Here is a 16,313-nt window from a genome sequence, read left to right as displayed (position 1 = left end):
GGCCGGCGTCACCAGAACCGAGGACGAAACATGGCAATCACCGCTGCCGATGTGAAGAAGCTCCGCGACGCCACGGGCGCCGGGATGATGGACGCCAAGAAGGCCCTCACCGAGGCCGAGGGCGACTTCGACAAGGCCGTCGAGATCCTGCGGATCTCGGGTGCCGCCAAGGCCGCCAAGCGCGGCGCCGAGCGTGAGGCCTCGTCGGGTCTCGTCGCGAACTCGGGCTCGGCGCTCGTCGAGCTGAACTCCGAGACGGACTTCGTCGCCAAGAACGACCAGTTCATCGCCCTGGCCGAGCGCCTGGCTGCCGCGGCCGATGCCGCCAAGCCGGCCGACGCCGCGGAGTTCGCGAACCTCACCCTCGACGACGGCAAGACGGTCGCCGAGACGATCAGCGCCCTGGCCGCCGTCATCGGCGAGAAGCTCGAGCTCGGTCGCGTCAGCGCCCGGTCGGGTCAGGTCGCCACCTACATGCACCGTCGTGCCAGCGACCTGCCGCCGGCCGTCGGCGTGCTGGTCGAGTACGAGGGTGACAACGAGGACGCCGCCCGCGGCATCGCGATGCAGATCGCGGCCATGCGCCCGCGTTGGCTGACCCGCGAGGACGTGCCCGCCGAGACCGTCGCCAAGGAGCGCGAGATCGCCGAGGCCACGGCCAAGGAGGAGGGCAAGCCCGAGCAGGCTCTGCCCAAGATCGTCGAGGGTCGCGTCAACGGGTTCTTCAAGGAGAACGTGCTGCTGGACCAGGCGAGCGTCACCGACAACAAGAAGACGGTCAAGGCCGTCGCGGAGGAAGCCGGCATCACCATCAAGGGCTTCAGCCACATCGAGGTCGGCGCCTGAGCCGCACCTGATCGACGAGGGCCCCGTGGAGCGATCCACGGGGCCCTCGTGCATTTCCCGGGCTTCTCGGCAGTCACTCCAGTGCGCGGGCACCGAAGTCGACGCTGCGTGCACCAGCGGGGACGCCATCGGATAATCTCGTACCCATGGCTCGCCGTGTTCTTCTCAAACTTTCCGGTGAGGTCTTCGGTGGAGGAGCCACGGGCATCGACCCGGACGTCGTCAACGACGCGGCCGAGCAGGTCGCCCAGGCGGTCCGCGAGGGCGTGCAGGTCGCGATCGTCGTCGGTGGCGGCAACTTCTTCCGCGGGGCCGAGCTCAGCCAGCGGGGCATGGAACGTGCCCGCGCCGACTACATCGGCATGCTGGGCACCGTCATGAACGCGCTCGCGCTGCAGGACTTCATCGAGAAGCAGGGCGTCGAGACGCGCGTCCAGTCCGCGATCGCCATGGCGCAGGTCGCCGAGCCGTACATCCCGCGCCGCGCCATCCGGCACATGGAGAAGGGCCGCGTCGTGATCTTCGGCGCCGGCGCCGGCATGCCGTACTTCTCGACCGACACGGTTTCGGCCCAGCGCGCCCTGGAGATCAAGGCCGACGTCGTGCTGATGAGCAAGAACGGCGTCGACGGGGTCTACGACTCCGACCCCCGCAGCAACCCCGAGGCCCAGCGCTTCGACAGCATCACCTTCAACGAAGCCCTCCAGCGCAACCTGCAGGTGGTCGACGCGGCCGCCTTCGCGCTGTGCATGGAGAACGAACTGCCCATGATGGTGTTCAACATGAACGACGAGGGTGCGGTGACCCGTGCCCTGCGTGGTGAGATGATCGGAACACTCGTCCACGCGTGAGCGTGGGCACCCGACGATGCAACGGAGCATGACGTGATCGACGAGACACTGCGCGATGCCGAGACCCGGATGAAGAAGGCGGTCGAGCACACTCGCGACGAATTCGAGGGAATCCGGACCGGCCGCGCGCACCCCGCGATGTTCGCGCAGATCACGGCGGACTACTACGGGACGCCCACGCCGCTGCAGCAGCTGGCCAGCTTCCAGGTCCCCGAGGCGCGCACCGTGATCATCGCGCCCTACGACCTCGGGGCGAAGTCCGCCATCGAGAAGGCCATCCGCGACTCCGACCTCGGCGTCAACCCCTCCGACGACGGCAAGGTGCTGCGGGTGACGCTGCCCGAGCTGACCGAGGAGCGCCGCAAGGAGTACATCAAGCTCGCCAAGTCCAAGGCCGAGGACGGCCGCATCGCGGTCCGCGGCGTGCGCCGCAGCGCCAAGCAGGCGATGGACAAGGCCGAGAAGGACTCCGAGATCAGCAAGGACGACGTCACCGGCGCCGAGAAGCGCCTCGACGCGCTGACCAAGAAGCACGTCGACATCATCGACGAGGCCCTGAAGTCCAAGGAAGCAGAGCTCCTTGACGTCTGACGTCCCGACACCCGATCCGGCTGCGCAGAAGAAGACCGGCCGTGCCGGTCGGGACCTGCCGGCCGCGATCGCCGTCGGCGTCACCCTCGTCGCCGTCGTCCTGCTGTCGCTGATCTGGTTCAAGGACCTGTTCGGCATCGTCGTCGTCGTGGCGCTCGTCGTCGCGGCGTTCGAGCTCTCCCGGGCGCTCGCCACCGCGGGCATCCGCGTGCCGTTGCCGCCCGTGCTGGCCGGCGGCGTCACGATGCTCGTCGTCGGCTACTACGACGACATGGAGACCGCCACGGCCGTGATGGCCCTGACGGTCATCGCGACGATGGCCTGGCGGCTGCGGTCGGGCAGCGCCGGGTTCGTGCGCGACGCGACCGCGGGCATCTTCCTGCTGTCGTACCTGTTCCTCATGGGCACGTTCGTCCTGCGGATGCTCACCGCCGACGACGGCCCCTGGCGGGTCGTGGCGTTCATCCTGGTCACGATCGCCTCCGACATCGGCGGCTACGCGGCCGGCGTGCTCTTCGGCAAGCACCCGATGGCTCCGACCATCTCGCCGAAGAAGTCGTGGGAGGGCTTCGCGGGCTCCATGGTGGCCAGCGTCGCCGCGGGCATCCTGATCGTGGTCTTCGCGCTCGAGGGCCCGTGGTGGGCCGGTCTGGTGCTGGGCATCGCAGGCGTCTGCTTCGCGACGCTGGGCGACCTGTGCGAGTCGCTCATCAAGCGCGACGTCGGGATCAAGGACATGGGCGACCTGCTCCCCGGCCACGGCGGACTCATGGACCGGCTCGACTCGCTCATCGCCGTCGCGCCCGTCGCGTACCTGGTGATGTACCTCCTGGTCTGAGGCCATGACCGTCCTGCGCGACTACGCCGCCTCGGTGATCCAGCCGACGCTGGGCCAGTCGGCCGCCCCCTACGACGAGGTCGCCAGTCCCGACGGGACTCTGCGCGCGGCCTGGAAGCGGTTGGCGGCCGAGGCGGTCGACGTGACCCTGCCGGAGCTCACCCGGGCAAGCGACGAGATCGCGCGGCTGCTGGCCGACGAGGGCGTCGTCTACACGCCGCCGGGTGGTCAACAGCGGTCCTGGCGGCTCGATCCCGTCCCGCTGGTCATCTCGGCCGACGAATGGGCGACGCTCGAGAAGGGCCTGGCGCAGCGCGCCGAGCTGCTCAACGCGATCCTCGTCGACCTCTACGGCCCGCAGGAGCTGCTCGCGCGCGGGACGCTGCCGCCGGGCATCGTGTTCGGCCACAGTGGCTTCCTGCGCGCCGTCGCGCGGGCGACGGCGGCGCACCAGCGCCAGCTCGTGATCACCGGAACCGATCTGGGCCGTACTCCGACGGGGGAGTGGCAGGTCCTCGCCGACCGCGCGCAGGCCCCGTCGGGCATCGGCTTCGCGATGGAGAACCGCCGGGTGCTCTCGCGCGTGCTGCCGGTCGCGTACCGCGAGGCGGGCCTGCACCGCCTGGCCCCGTTCTTCCAGGTGCTGCGGGTGTCGCTCATGCAGGCCGCCCCGCCCACGGTCGAGAATCCGCGCGTCGTCGTCCTGTCGCCCGGGCCGACTTCCGAGACGGCCTACGACCAGGCCTTCATCGCGTCGACCCTCGGCTTCCCGTTGGTCGAGGGCACGGACCTCGTGGCCCGGGACGGCGCGGTGTGGATGCGCGTGCTCGGCCGCCTGGAGCGCGTCGACGTGATCCTGCGTCGCGTGGATGCGGAGTGGAGCGATCCGCTCGAGTTGCGCGGCGAGTCCCAGCTGGGCGTCACCGGCCTCACCGAGGCGGTGCGCCGCGGGACGGTGACCGTCATCAACGGACTCGGCTCGGGCGTCGTCGAGAACGCGGCCCTCATACCCTTCATGTCCGAGATGTGCGAGCAGCTCCTCGACGAGCCGCTGCGCCTGCCCGGTGTACCGACCGTGTGGGCCGGCACTCCCGAGGGTCGCGACCAGCTGCTGGACCGGCTGGACGAGTTGACGGTCCGGCGGATCGATCCGCCGTTCGACGTCGACACGTCGTCGCGCGAGCGGCTGGTGGAGGCGATCGTGGCCGAGCCCTACCGTTACGTCGGGCAGGAGCCGGTGGGCGTGTCCGTCTCGCCGACGCTCGACCAGGGGCGTCTCGAGCCCCACGCGCTGACCCTGCGCGCGTTCACGCTGCGCCACGGCTCCAGCTACCGACCGATGATCGGCGGGCTCGCCACCGCGGCGCCGGTCGGCTCGTCCGCGGACCAGATCGAGGTCAGCAAGGACGTGTGGGTGCTGAAGGGCTCGCCCGACGAGCCCGACCAGGGCCTGCCGGACGTCCTTCCGGTCACCCACGCCCGCGCTCCGGTCACGCCGGTGCCGCGCGTGCTCGACGACCTGTTCTGGCTCGGCCGCTATGCCGAGCGGGTCGAGGACCTGCTGCGCCTCGCGATCGCCACGCACGAGTTGGCCGAGGACTTCCAGGGCCGACCGCACTCCAGCGGCGGACGCACGCTGGCGGTGGTGGCCGGGGTGATGCGGTCGCTGAGCCCGTCCTCGTACGACCCCGCGAACTTCGAGGGGGATCTGCGGTCCCTGCTGCTGGACGCCCACCGGTCGGGCTCGGTCGGCCAGACGGTCATGCGTCTCAAGGAGATCGCCCAGAGCGTGCGTGACCAGGTCTCGCCCGACCTCTTCCGGGTGTTCGGCGCGATGGACCGGGCGCGAGGTCTGCTCGCCGCCAACCCGCACGGGTGGCAGATCGGCGAGAGCGCGGGGCGCATGCTGACGGCGATCCTGTCCCTGCACGGCGTGACCGGGAACATGGTCCGTGACGAGGGCTGGCACCTCATGGAGATCGGCCGGGGCATCGAGCGCAGCCTGCAGCTGTGCCAGCTCATCGGCCCGACCTTGTCGGTGCGTCGCGGCCTCGACGTCGACCGGGACGTCCACCAGGCGGTGCTCCAGGCGGCCGAGAGTGCAGTCACGCATCGACGCCGCCACCGTGGCGTCGTGCGCGCCGCGTCGGTGCTGGACCTGCTGCTGCTGGACGAGACCAACCCGCGCTCGCTGCGGTTCAACCTGCTGGCCGTCGACGCGTCCCTCGCCACCCTGCCCGGGTCGAGCGGGTCGACCCGCCCGGAGCGTTTGGTCGACGATCTCCTGGCGGAGCTGGACCGGCTCGACGTCGGGGCGTTGCTGGATCTCGACGGTGAGACCCGGCCCAACTTCGTGCGGTTCGCCCAGGCCACGGCGCAGCACCTGATGCGGCTCTCCGACGCCGTCGCCGAGGTGCACTTCGCCACCGGCCCGACGCCGCGGTCCCTCGGCTTCTCGACGGGCGGGACGGACGCATGAGGTACCGCGTGTGGCACCGGACCACGTACACCTACGACGAGGACGTCTCGAACAGCTACGGCATCGCGCACGTGGTGCCCCGCACCTCGGCGTTCCAGCAGGTCGAGTCGGTGGACGTGCGGATCGAGCCCACCCCCGCCGACACGAGTCGCAGTGCCGACTACTACGGCAACACCGTCACCTACTTCCAGGTGACCTCGCCGCACCGGACGCTCGTGGTCGACGCCACGAGCGAGGTCGAGGTCAGCCTGCCGGTGCACAGTCCGGCCGCCCTCGCCACGCCGTGGGAGCAGGCCCGGCCCGCCGAACGGCCCGGCGTCGAGGGGGCCTGGCGCGCCGTCGACCTCGCGCTGCCGTCGACCCTCGTCGACCAGACACGGCAGGCCCACGACTACGCCGCCGCGTCGCTCGTCCCGGGTCGGCCCGTCGGCGAGGCGGTCACGGATCTGATGCACCGGATCCACGCCGACTTCACGTACGACAAGGGCGCGACCACCGTCACCAGCCGGATTGACGACGTGTTCGCCCAGCGGGCCGGGGTCTGTCAGGACTTCGCGCACCTGACGCTGGCCTGCCTGCGCTCCCACGGTCTGGCGGTGGGGTACGTCAGCGGTTACCTCGCCACCACGCCGCCGCCCGGTCGCGAGCGGATCGTCGGGGCCGACGCCTCCCACGCCTGGGCGGCCGTGTGGCTGCCGGACGGCACGTGGCTGGCCCTCGACCCGACGAACGACCAGTGGGTCAACGACCGGTACGTCACGGTCGCGTGGGGTCGGGACTACAAGGACGTCCCGCCGGTCAAGGGCATCATCTACACCGACGCGAAGTCCTCCACGCTCGACGTCCAGGTCGACGTCGCGCCCCTCGTGTGATCTCCGTCCCCGGACTGGCAGACACCGTCCGGGGACGCCAAGGTGGTGGCGTGCGTGCATTCGAGTGTCGTCAGTGTGGCAATGTCCTGTACTTCGAGAACACCACGTGTGTCTCCTGCGGATCGGCACTCGGGTTCTCCCGGGAGGAGAAGGCGATCGTCCCGGTCGACGACGACGGCCGCTACATGGACGCCGAGGGCGACACCTGGTGGCTGTGCCGCAATCGCGAGCTGTCGGCGTGCACCTGGCTCACCCAGGTCAAGGGCAGCCTGTGCTTCAACTGCGCGTTGACCCGCACCCGCCCCGCCGACTCGGACGCTGCAGGCATGAAGGCCTTTCCGGCGGCGGAGTCCGCGAAGCGCCGCCTCATCGTCGAGCTCGACGCGCTCGAGCTGCCGATCGTCACGCGAGCCCAGGATCCCGAGAACGGCCTGGCGTTCGACCTGCTCTCGAGCGCCAACGTGCCGGTCACGACGGGACACCAGAACGGGGTCGTCACGATCGACCTGGCCGAGGGTGACAGCGTGCACCGTGAGCGCCTGCGGCGTGATCTCGACGAGCCGTACCGCACGCTGCTGGGCCACTTCCGCCACGAGACCGGCCACTACTACGAGGCGCTGTTGGTCCGCGACGAGCTGCTGGAGCGGGCGCGCGAGCTGTTCGGCGACGAGCGGCAGGACTACGGCGAGGCACTCGACCGGCACTACGCCGAGGGTCCGCCCGCGGGGTGGCGGGCCCGGTACATCAGCGCCTACGCGACGATGCACCCGTGGGAGGACTTCGCCGAGACCTTCGCCCACTTCCTGCACATCGCCGACACGATCGACACGGCGCAGTCGCTGGGCCTCACGACGGTCGACCCGAGCGCGTTCCGCTCGTTCCGTGATCTCGTCGCCGGGGTCTGGATCCCGCTGTCGGTCGCGCTGAACCAGATCAACCGCTCGATGGGCAAGGAGCCGCTGTACCCCTTCGTGATCGCGGCGCCGGTGCTCGAGAAGCTCGAGTTCGTCGCGTCCCTGTCGCCGCGGTACCAGGTCGCCTGATCTCGCGGATTCGTCCTCAGTGGGGACGGTCTGGGAGACTGGAGTCATGGCGAACGAGGTCGATGTGGCGGAAGTCAACCCCAAGCCGCTGCCTCTCGTGATGGCTCCGGCCCGGGGGCGCGGCAAGCCGCCGCGACACCTGGCGGACCTCTCGGGCGACGAACGCAAGGCCGCCGCCGAGGAGCTCGGTCTCAAGCCGTTCCGGGTCAAGCAGGTCGCGCACCACTACTTCGCGCGCCACGAGCGCGACCCCGAGTTGATGACGGACCTGCCGGCGAAGGAGCGCGACGCGATCGTCGGCGCGCTGCTGCCGCAGCTTCTCGACCAGGTGCGCGTGCTCGAGGCCGACAAGGGCGCGACCCGCAAGACCCTGTGGCGGCTGTTCGACAACGCCCTCGTCGAGTCGGTGCTCATGCGCTACCCCGACCGTGCGACGATCTGCGTCTCCAGCCAGGCCGGTTGTGGCATGGCCTGCCCGTTCTGCGCCACCGGCCAGGGCGGTCTGCAGCGCAACATGAGCACGGCCGAGATCATCGACCAGGTCGTCGACGCCGCGCACCAGATGGAGTCCGGCGCCGTGCCCGGCGGCCCGGGCCGCCTCTCGAACGTCGTGTTCATGGGGATGGGTGAGCCGATGGCCAACTACAAGGCCGTCATCGGCGCCGTCCGCCGCATGGTCGCCCCCGCGCCCGACGGCCTGGGCATGAGCGCCCGCAACATCACGGTCTCGACCGTCGGCCTCGTGCCGCGCATGCGCCAGCTGGCCGAGGAGGGCATCCCCGTCACCCTCGCGCTCAGCCTGCACGCGCCCGACGACGAGCTGCGCAACGAGCTGGTCCCGATCAACAACCGCTCCAGCGTCGCCGAGACCGTCGAGGCCGCGTGGAACTACGCCAAGACCACCAAGCGCCGCGTCTCGATCGAGTACGCGATGATGCGCGACATCAACGACCAGGCCTGGCGCGCGGACCTGCTCGCCGACGTGCTCAACTCGTACGGCGACTGGGGCTGGGTCCACGTCAACCTGATCCCGCTGAACGAGATCCCTGACTCGAAGTTCACCCGGTCGCGCGACGAGGACATGGACGAGTTCGTCCGCCGTCTCGTGGCCAAGGGCATCAGCACCACGATCCGCGACACCCGCGGCGACGAGATCGACGCGGCCTGCGGCCAGTTGGCGGCGTCCGAGTAGGACCGGCGACATCCCGCGGAACTTTTGGAACGCGTTTCACCCTTTTCCCGGCGGGAAGGGTGAAACGCTTTCCAAAAGTCGGGCAGGGGGACGGCGCGAGGCCGAAAGTCGGGCGACTACAGCCGGCCAGCCTCGTGCATGGTGATCGCGACCTGCACGCGGTTGCCGGCGTCGAGCTTGGTGAAGATGCGCGAGATGTGGGCCTTGACGGTGGCGACGCTCATGAACAGCTCGGCGGCGATCTCGGCGTTGGAGCTGCCCTGACCGATGGCCCGGGCGACCTCCAGTTCGCGCTCGCTGAGGGTGTCCACGAGTCGGGCCGCACCGCTGCGCCGGGTGTCCGTGGAGTCGGCCGTGACGCGCCGGATGAGGTTCTCGGTGACGGTCGGTGAGAGCATCGGCTCGCCGTCCGCGACCTTCTGGATCGCATCGACGATCTGCGGCGGGGGAGTGTCCTTCAGCAGGAAGCCGGCGGCGCCCGCGGACAGCGCGCGGACGACGTAGTCGTCGGCGTCGAAGGTGGTCAGGACGAGCACCTTGGGTGGTTCGGGCGAGGCCACGATGGCGCGCGTGGCCTCGATGCCGTCCATGACCGGCATCCGCAGGTCCATGAGAACGACGTCCACCGCGTGCTCGCGGACGGCCGCCACGGCCTCGCGCCCGTCGGCTGCCTCGGCGACGACCTCGAGCGACGCGGCTCCGCCGAGCATGAGGCTCAGGCCCGCCCGCACGAGCGGATCGTCGTCGGTGATGAGGACGCGGATCACGGTGCCCACGGTAGCCACACTCTCAGGACGTGACGGTCCGCGGTCGTCGTGCGTTCCAGCGATCCGCCGGCCAGCGCCGCTCGCTCGGTCAGGCCGATGAGACCCAGACCCGACGCGGGCGGCGGGTCCGAGGCCCGGGTCCCTGCCGGAATCCGGTTCGTCACCTCGATCGCGAGCCCGGTCTCGGGCCCGCCGGACATCGTCAGCTCGACCCGCGTGCGCGGTGCGTGCCGGGCCGCGTTGGTGAGCCCTTCCTGCACGACGCGGTAGGCGGTGCGACCGGTGGGCGCCGGAATGTCCACGGGGTGGACCGACCCCGTCACGGCGAGGTTCATCCCCGCGTCGCGGAATCGCTGGATCAGGTCGGGGATCGCCGCGGCGGTCGGTTGCGGGGGCTCCGGCTCGGCATCGCCGGCTCCCTCGCGCAGGACGCCCAGCACCTCGCGCAGCTCGACCAGCGCCAGTCGCGAGCTCTGCTCGATCGTGGCCGCCGTCGTCCTGACCTCCTCGGCCGAGAGGTCGTCGCGGTAGGACAGGGCCCCGGCGTGCATCGTGACGATGGAGATCCGGTGGGCGAGGACGTCGTGCATCTCGCGCGCGATGCGTGCCCGTTCGGCGATCCGCGCCTGCGCGACGCGGGCCGCCTGCTCGGACTCGGCGGTCTCGGCCCGGTCGCGCAGCGTGGCCAGCAGCTCACGCCGCGAGCCCACGTACATGCCCCAGCCGACCGTGATCGCGATGATCGTGGTGATCAACGCCAGATCGACCAGGATCAGCTCGCGTCGATCGGCGTTCGGGTCGGCGAACAGGATGAAGCAAGCGCCGGAGACGAAGCTGACCGCGCTGACCGGGAGGATCTCGCGCCACCGCCGGCGCGTGGACAGCGAGAAGAGGGCGAGCGTCGCGGGGCCGCCCGCGCTCAGACAGAAGCCCGCCGCGACATTGGTGGTGAGGGCGACCGCGACGGGGAACCGCCGCCGCCAGAAGACCGCGACGAAGGAGAGGACGCCGACGGCCAGGTCCAGCCAGAACCACCAGCGCACGCGGTCCCACTGGTACTCCGCCAGGGGCACCCACGCGACGAGCGAGATGGACAGGACCAAGGCGATCCGCCAGGCGTGGCCCCACCGCGAGATCGGGGGCGCGGGCATCGTCACCGCCTCAGGATAGGCGCGCCGACCGGTCGGACGCGTCGAGCGTTCGGCGACCCGACCCCCTACCTTCGGCTAACAGTCCGAGCGTGTCGGAGGCTGCCGGACGGCCACCTGATCGGGCAGGGTGGAGCCATGATCGAAGTCAAGAACCTCTCGAAGTCGTACGGCGACTTCCGGGCCGTGGACGACGTCTCGTTCGTCTGCCAGCCCGGTCGTGTCACCGGCTTCCTCGGCCCGAACGGGGCCGGCAAGTCCACCGCGATGCGGATGATCACCGGGCTGACCCGCCCGTCGTCCGGCACCGCCACGATCGGCGGCGTCAACTACGCCGACATCCCCAACCCCGCGAGCCAGGTGGGCGTCCTGCTCGACGCCTCCGCGCAGCACGGCGGTCGCACGGGCCGCGAGGTCCTGACGATCGGCGCGCAGACCATGGGCCTGCCGAGCGCCCGCGTCGACGAGATGCTCGCCCTGGTCGGCCTCACGCCCAAGGAGGCCAAGCGCCGCGTGCGCAACTACTCGCTGGGCATGCGTCAGCGCCTGGGCATCGCCCATGCGCTGCTGGGCGATCCGCGCGTACTGATCCTCGACGAGCCCGCCAACGGGCTCGACCCGGCGGGGATCCACTGGATGCGCCAACTGCTGCGCGAGTACGCCAACCGCGGCGGCACCGTCATGCTCTCGTCGCACCTGCTGCACGAGATCCAGATCATCGCCGACGACCTGATCCTCATCGGTCACGGGCGCATCGTCTCGATGGGGACGAAGGACGACCTGCTGAGGACCACCGGTTCACGGGTCCGTGCGCGCGACAACGCCGCGTTGATCCGCGCGATGCAGGCCGCGGGCCTCGAGGCGGTCCAGACATCCGACGCCGTCACCTCGCCGGCGACACCCGAAGAGGTCGGTCTCGCGGCAGCCGCCGCCGGCGTCCCCCTGCTCGAACTGCGCGAGGCCGACGGGGCCGGCCTGGAGGCCAAGTTCCTGCAGCTGACCGCCGACGACCAGCGCGACGTCATCGCCGCAGAAGGAGCCCTCGCATGAGCACCACCACGACCAACCCCACGATCGACCTCTCGCGTCCGGGCGTCCCGTTCGGCCGCGAGGTCAAGGTCGAGGTCCGCAAGATGATCGACACCCGCGGCGGCATCTGGCTGTTCGGCCTGACCGGGGTGTTCATCCTGCTGGCCATGGCCCTGACCCTGCTGGTGATCGGACTCAACGACGACGTCACGATCACCGCGGGCGGATTCGCCGAGATCATGGCGCTGCCGGTCTCGCTCCTGTTGCCGGTGTTCGCGATCCTGATCGTCAGCAGCGAGTGGAGCCAGCGCACCCACCTCACGACGTTCACGCTCCAGCCCAACCGCGGGCGGGTCATCTTGGCGAAGTTCGTCGCCGTGAGCGTGCTCGCGCTGGCCACGATCGTCATCGCCGTGGCGTTCGGTGCCCTCGGCAACGTCATCTACGGAATCATCACGCCGCACGACGTGGTCTGGAACGTCCCGATCGGGGACCTGGCCTGGACTGTCGCGTCGCAGCTGCTGTTCTTCTGGATGGCCTTCGCGCTGGCGATGCTGCTGCTCAACACCCCTGCCGCGATCGCGGTGTTCTACATCGTGGCGCTGATCCTGCCGGTCATGGTCTACCCGATCCTGATGGCACTGTTCGGCTGGGCGCAGGACCTGCTGCCGTGGATCAACATCGACTATGCCTTGATGATGCTGCGCGACGGGACGACGTTCCTCGGCGATCCGATCGACGTCGGCCCGGTCGACTACCTGCGACTGGTGGTCACCCTCGTGCTGTGGATCGTCATCCCCGGCACGCTCGGCTTCCTGCGGGTGCGGAGCACCGAGGTCAAGTGAGGCAGCGCCGTCCGCGCGGTGGTCGGTCGCTAGGTTGGATCGCATGTCCGACCTGCTGACCACCGCGCGCGACGGCGACGTCGTCGTCCTGACGTTGCGGCGTCCCGATCGACGCAACGCCCTCAACCTCGAGCTGTGCCAGGCGCTGCACGCGGCCGCGGCCGATGCCGTGCAGTCCGGCGCCCGCGTGATCGTGGTGACGGGGGAGGGCACCGCGTTCTGCGCCGGCGCCGACCTGGACGGGGTCTACGGCGACGCGTTCATCTCCGCGCTCTACGAGATGCTCCACGGTCTGACCCTGGTGCCGGTCCCCGTCATCGCCGCGGTCAACGGGCCGGCGATCGGGGCCGGCACGCAGCTCGCGATCGCCTGCGACCTGCGGGTGGTCGACGAGCGAGCCCGGTTCGCGGTCCCCACCGCGCGCAACGGCATGGCCGTCGACGCGTGGACGATCCGCACCCTGGCGCAGCTCGCCGGTACCGGCCGCGCCCGCCGCGTCATGCTGGCGGCCGACACCATCGGTCACGACGAGGCACTGTCGTGCGGGCTCGCCGACCGGGCGGGCACCCTCGACGACGCGATCGCGTGGGCCCAGGAGATCGCCCGCCTGGCCCCGCTGACCCTGGCGCACAACAAGCTCGTGCTCAACGGCTCGACGCAGGACGACGAGCGCATCGCCCAGAGCTTCGCCGACGTCTGGGCCAGTGAGGACGTCAAGGAAGCCGCCACCGCCCGCGCCGAGAAGCGCGAGCCGATCTTCAGGGGACACTGATGGCACGACCCCACAGCGTGGCCTTCCGGGCGCTGGACCTCAACGTCATCCGGGGTCGCGCCGACGACTCGGCGCTGGTGACCCCCACCGGAACGCTCTCGTACGCCCAGCTGCTGCACGAGTCGGCATCGCTGGCCGGAGGGCTGCGCGAGCTGGGACTGCGTGCCGGGGTACCGGTCCACCTCGACGTGCCCGACCGGCACGTCTGGGTGGTCAGCGTGCTGGCGATCGTCCGGCTGGGCGCCGAGCCCGATGAGCAGGCCTCCTTCACCATCACCGGTGATCCGGCGGTCATCAACGTCGGCGGCGAGGAGTACGAGCTCGATCTCGTCCTGCGCGCCGGGCGCGTCGATCCGGCCGCCGCGGAGGTCCACGATTCCGGCGACTACGGCGAGCGGATGGAGCGCCGGTTCGGCGACGTCCTGGCCACGCTGCTGCACGGCGGCACGCTGACCTGAGCACTTCATCGGGCCGGGTCCGCGCTTCGGGGCCCGGTGCCACAATGGATCCCATGAGTTCTCGCGTGGTCGTCCTGGGCTCCACCGGCTCGATCGGCACGCAGGCGCTCGACGTCGTGCGCGCCCATCGCGATCGATTCGACGTCGTGGCGATCGCCGCCGGTGGCGCCGATCCCTCCACCTTGGCGTCCCAGGCGCTCGAGTTCGGGGTCGAGGTCGTCGCCGTGGCCAACGCCACCGCCGCCCAGGACGTGCAGTTGGCCCTCTACGCCGAGGCGCAACGCCGCGGCTGGTCCGCGGGGGAGTACCGCCTGCCCCGCCTGCTGGCCGGGCCCGACGCCGCCGTCGAGGCCGCCCGGATCCCCGCCGACACCGTCCTGAACGGCATGACCGGCGCCGTCGGCCTGCTGCCCACCCTCGCGGCACTGGAGTCCGGCGCCACGCTGGCCCTGGCCAACAAGGAGTCGCTCATCATGGGCGGCTCCCTGGTCCTGGACGCCGCGAAGCCCGGGCAGCTGGTCCCGGTCGACTCCGAGCACTCCGCCCTGGCCCAGGCCCTGCGGGGCGAGGAGATCGACGACGTGCGCCGCCTCGTCCTGACCGCCAGCGGCGGTCCGTTCCGCGGCCTCGCCCGCGAGGACCTGCGCGACGTCACGCCCGAGCAGGCCGCGGCGCACCCGACGTGGGACATGGGCCCGGTCATCACCATCAACTCGGCCACGCTCGTGAACAAAGGGCTCGAGGTCATCGAGGCCCACCTGCTGTTCGGCATCGAGTACGAGCGGATCGACGTGGTGGTGCACCCCACGTCCGTCGTGCACTCGATGGTCGAGTTCGTGGACGGCTCCACGATGGCGCAGGCGTCCCCGCCCGACATGAAGCTGCCGATCGCGCTCGGCCTGTCCTGGCCGCGCCGGCTCCCCGGCGCCGTCGCCCCCTGCGACTGGACCTCCGCGACCGCCTGGGAGTTCTTCCCGCTCGACGAGGACGCGTTCCCGGCGATCGGCGTCGCCCGCCGTGCCGGTGCCTTCGGACGCACCGCACCGGCGGTGTTCAATGCCGCGAACGAGGTCTGTGTCGATGCGTTCGTGGCCGGCGACCTGGACTTCCTCGGGATCGTCGACACGGTCGCCGAGATCGTCGACGAGCACCTGGCCGACCCCGACTGGGCGAGCGGCGACCTCACGGTCGGGCGAGTCCTCGAGGCGGACGCGGCCGCGCGTGAGCGGGCCCGCACCGTCGTCGCGTCCCGGGCCGAGGTGATGGGCCGATGATGTACGCCCTCGGAGTCATCGTCTTCCTCGTCGGTGTCGCGTTGTCGATCGCCCTGCACGAGGTCGGGCACATGTGGCCGGCCAAGAAGTTCGGTGTCAAGGTCACCCAGTTCTTCGTCGGCTTCGGCCGCACCGTCTGGTCCGTCAAGCGCGGCGAGACCGAGTACGGCCTCAAGGCCATCCCGCTGGGCGGCTACGTCAAGCTCGTCGGGATGCTCCCGCCCGAGCGTGAGGAGCGCGATCACGACGGCCACCTGGTCCTCCGCTCGTCGGACACGGGCCTGTTCACCCAGATGGCCACGGACGCGCGGGCCGCCGAGTACGTCGACGTCGACCCGGCCGACGAGGACCGCCTGTTCTACCGCAAGCCCTGGTGGCAGAAGGTCATCGTGATGGCCGGCGGCCCGACCGTGAACCTGCTCATCGCCACGGTCCTGTTCGCGATCTCGTTCATGGCGTTCGGCGTGCCGACGCCCACGACGACCGTGGCCCAGGTCTCCGATTGCGCCATCACCGACGCCGAGGCGGGCCGGGCGTGCACGGACGAGGATCCGATCACTCCGGCGCGTCAGGCCGGGCTGGAGCCCGGCGACGTCCTGACCACCTTCAACGGCGAGCCGCTCGACGACTGGGACGAGCTGACCACGCTGATCCGCCGCAACGGCGACCGCGAGGCCACGATCGGCTACGAGCGCGACGGAGCGGCCAACGAGGTCACGGTCAACACCTCGGTGCTGGCGCGTGCCTCCGTCGACGATCCGCAGCGGGTCGAGAACGTGGGCTTCCTGGGCGTGGCGCCCGAGTTCGCGACCGAGCGCCAGGGACCGGTCTACGTCGTCGACCAGATGGGCGAGATGATCGGCGCCACCGCGAACGCCCTGGTGCACCTCCCCGCGCGCATGGTGGGCGTCGTGAAGGCCGCCCTGGGCGGCGAGCGCGAGTCCGACGGGCCCGTCAGCGTGGTGGGCGCGAGCCGGGTCGCCGGCGAGCTCGTGACGTACAACGACCCCAGCTGGGGCGAGCGCGCGCAGCGCATCATCAGCCTGCTGGCGAGCCTCAACCTGTTCCTGTGGCTGTTCAACCTCATCCCGTTGCTGCCGCTGGACGGTGGGCACATCGCGGGGGCCCTGTGGGAGCAGCTCCGGCGTACCTTCGCCCGTCTGCGCGGGAAGCCGGATCCGGGGTTCGTGGACGTCGCCAAGATGCTGCCGGTCGCCTACGTGGTTGGGCTCGTCCTTATAGTCATGGGTGTGGTTCTGATCTATGCGGACATCGTCAATCCGGTGAGACTCTCGTGAGCGGGGTCGA

The 16,313-nt window shown here is 70.5% G+C and carries 16 protein-coding genes; 14 read left to right on the top strand and 2 right to left on the bottom strand.

All coding sequences use genetic code 11. From position 1 onward, the window contains the following. Positions 1 to 30: 30 nt before the first annotated feature. The 8 genes from tsf to rlmN all read left to right on the top strand — a co-directional run bounded on the left by tsf (position 31) and on the right by rlmN (position 8,712). On the top strand, positions 31 to 846 hold the full coding sequence (gene tsf / locus H9L21_RS09595) for a translation elongation factor Ts (protein WP_154594715.1): 816 nt from the start codon (positions 31 to 33) through the stop codon (positions 844 to 846). 146 nt (positions 847 to 992) lie between these two features. Continuing rightward, entirely contained in the window at positions 993 to 1,697 is a 705-nt protein-coding gene (gene pyrH / locus H9L21_RS09590) for a UMP kinase (RefSeq protein ID WP_154594716.1), read from the top strand. Positions 1,698 to 1,766: 69 nt separating this feature from the next. Then, positions 1,767 to 2,288 carry a ribosome recycling factor gene (gene frr, locus H9L21_RS09585; RefSeq protein WP_154596112.1) on the top strand — a complete coding sequence of 174 codons (522 nt, stop codon included), beginning with the start codon at positions 1,767 to 1,769 and terminating at the stop codon, positions 2,286 to 2,288. Beyond that, positions 2,278 to 3,126: a phosphatidate cytidylyltransferase gene (locus H9L21_RS09580; protein ID WP_154594717.1), complete on the top strand. Its 849-nt coding sequence runs from the start codon at positions 2,278 to 2,280 to the stop codon at positions 3,124 to 3,126. The genes frr and H9L21_RS09580 overlap by 11 nt, the downstream gene beginning before the upstream one ends. A 4-nt stretch (positions 3,127 to 3,130) precedes the next feature. After that, entirely contained in the window at positions 3,131 to 5,605 is a 2,475-nt protein-coding gene (locus H9L21_RS09575; protein WP_154594718.1) for a circularly permuted type 2 ATP-grasp protein, read from the top strand. Further along, positions 5,602 to 6,477: a transglutaminase family protein gene (locus H9L21_RS09570; RefSeq protein WP_154594719.1), complete on the top strand. Its 876-nt coding sequence runs from the start codon at positions 5,602 to 5,604 to the stop codon at positions 6,475 to 6,477. The genes H9L21_RS09575 and H9L21_RS09570 overlap by 4 nt, the downstream gene beginning before the upstream one ends. Before the next feature lie 50 nt (positions 6,478 to 6,527). Next, positions 6,528 to 7,520, top strand: coding sequence for a zinc-binding metallopeptidase family protein (locus H9L21_RS09565; RefSeq protein ID WP_187411411.1), 993 nt, complete (start codon positions 6,528 to 6,530; stop codon positions 7,518 to 7,520). Between the two features lie 46 nt (positions 7,521 to 7,566). Further along, positions 7,567 to 8,712 carry a dual-specificity RNA methyltransferase RlmN gene (rlmN, locus tag H9L21_RS09560; RefSeq protein ID WP_154594720.1) on the top strand — a complete coding sequence of 382 codons (1,146 nt, stop codon included), beginning with the start codon at positions 7,567 to 7,569 and terminating at the stop codon, positions 8,710 to 8,712. Between the two features lie 116 nt (positions 8,713 to 8,828). Here rlmN and H9L21_RS09555 read toward each other — a convergent pair whose 3' ends face one another. Both H9L21_RS09555 and H9L21_RS09550 read right to left on the bottom strand, forming a co-directional pair. Next, a complete protein-coding gene (locus H9L21_RS09555; RefSeq protein ID WP_222865758.1) occupies positions 8,829 to 9,479 on the bottom strand; it encodes a response regulator in 651 nt (216 codons plus the stop codon). Further along, the gene (locus H9L21_RS09550; protein ID WP_154596114.1) at positions 9,476 to 10,630 is read right to left on the bottom strand and encodes a sensor histidine kinase; all 1,155 of its coding nucleotides are present in this window, start codon (positions 10,628 to 10,630) and stop codon (positions 9,476 to 9,478) included. The genes H9L21_RS09555 and H9L21_RS09550 overlap by 4 nt, the downstream gene beginning before the upstream one ends. Positions 10,631 to 10,765: 135 nt before the next feature. Here H9L21_RS09550 and H9L21_RS09545 point away from each other — a divergent pair, with 135 nt between their 5' ends. From H9L21_RS09545 to H9L21_RS09520, 6 genes are read left to right on the top strand one after another with little or no spacing between them, the layout of a single operon-like run. Beyond that, positions 10,766 to 11,677, top strand: coding sequence for an ABC transporter ATP-binding protein (locus H9L21_RS09545; RefSeq protein ID WP_154594721.1), 912 nt, complete (start codon positions 10,766 to 10,768; stop codon positions 11,675 to 11,677). Next, a complete protein-coding gene (locus H9L21_RS09540; RefSeq protein WP_154594722.1) occupies positions 11,674 to 12,501 on the top strand; it encodes an ABC transporter permease in 828 nt (275 codons plus the stop codon). The genes H9L21_RS09545 and H9L21_RS09540 overlap by 4 nt, the downstream gene beginning before the upstream one ends. A gap of 43 nt (positions 12,502 to 12,544) precedes the next feature. Continuing rightward, entirely contained in the window at positions 12,545 to 13,273 is a 729-nt protein-coding gene (locus H9L21_RS09535) for an enoyl-CoA hydratase (RefSeq protein ID WP_154594723.1), read from the top strand. Beyond that, entirely contained in the window at positions 13,273 to 13,731 is a 459-nt protein-coding gene (locus tag H9L21_RS09530; protein ID WP_154594724.1) for an AMP-binding protein, read from the top strand. The genes H9L21_RS09535 and H9L21_RS09530 overlap by 1 nt, the downstream gene beginning before the upstream one ends. Before the next feature lie 53 nt (positions 13,732 to 13,784). Further along, on the top strand, positions 13,785 to 15,005 hold the full coding sequence (gene dxr, locus H9L21_RS09525; RefSeq protein WP_222865757.1) for a 1-deoxy-D-xylulose-5-phosphate reductoisomerase: 1,221 nt from the start codon (positions 13,785 to 13,787) through the stop codon (positions 15,003 to 15,005). Then, positions 15,002 to 16,303 (top strand): M50 family metallopeptidase, encoded by a 1,302-nt coding sequence (locus tag H9L21_RS09520; RefSeq protein WP_222865756.1) that lies wholly within the window; start codon positions 15,002 to 15,004, stop codon positions 16,301 to 16,303. Before dxr ends, H9L21_RS09520 begins: the two co-directional genes overlap by 4 nt. The last annotated feature ends 10 nt before the right edge of the window (positions 16,304 to 16,313 follow it).

The organism is Aeromicrobium senzhongii (genome assembly GCF_014334735.1).
In the GTDB taxonomy this organism is placed as follows: domain Bacteria; phylum Actinomycetota; class Actinomycetes; order Propionibacteriales; family Nocardioidaceae; genus Aeromicrobium; species Aeromicrobium senzhongii.
The sequence above is the reverse complement of the archived record's forward strand: the minus strand, read 5'-3'. Positions and strand labels throughout refer to the sequence as shown.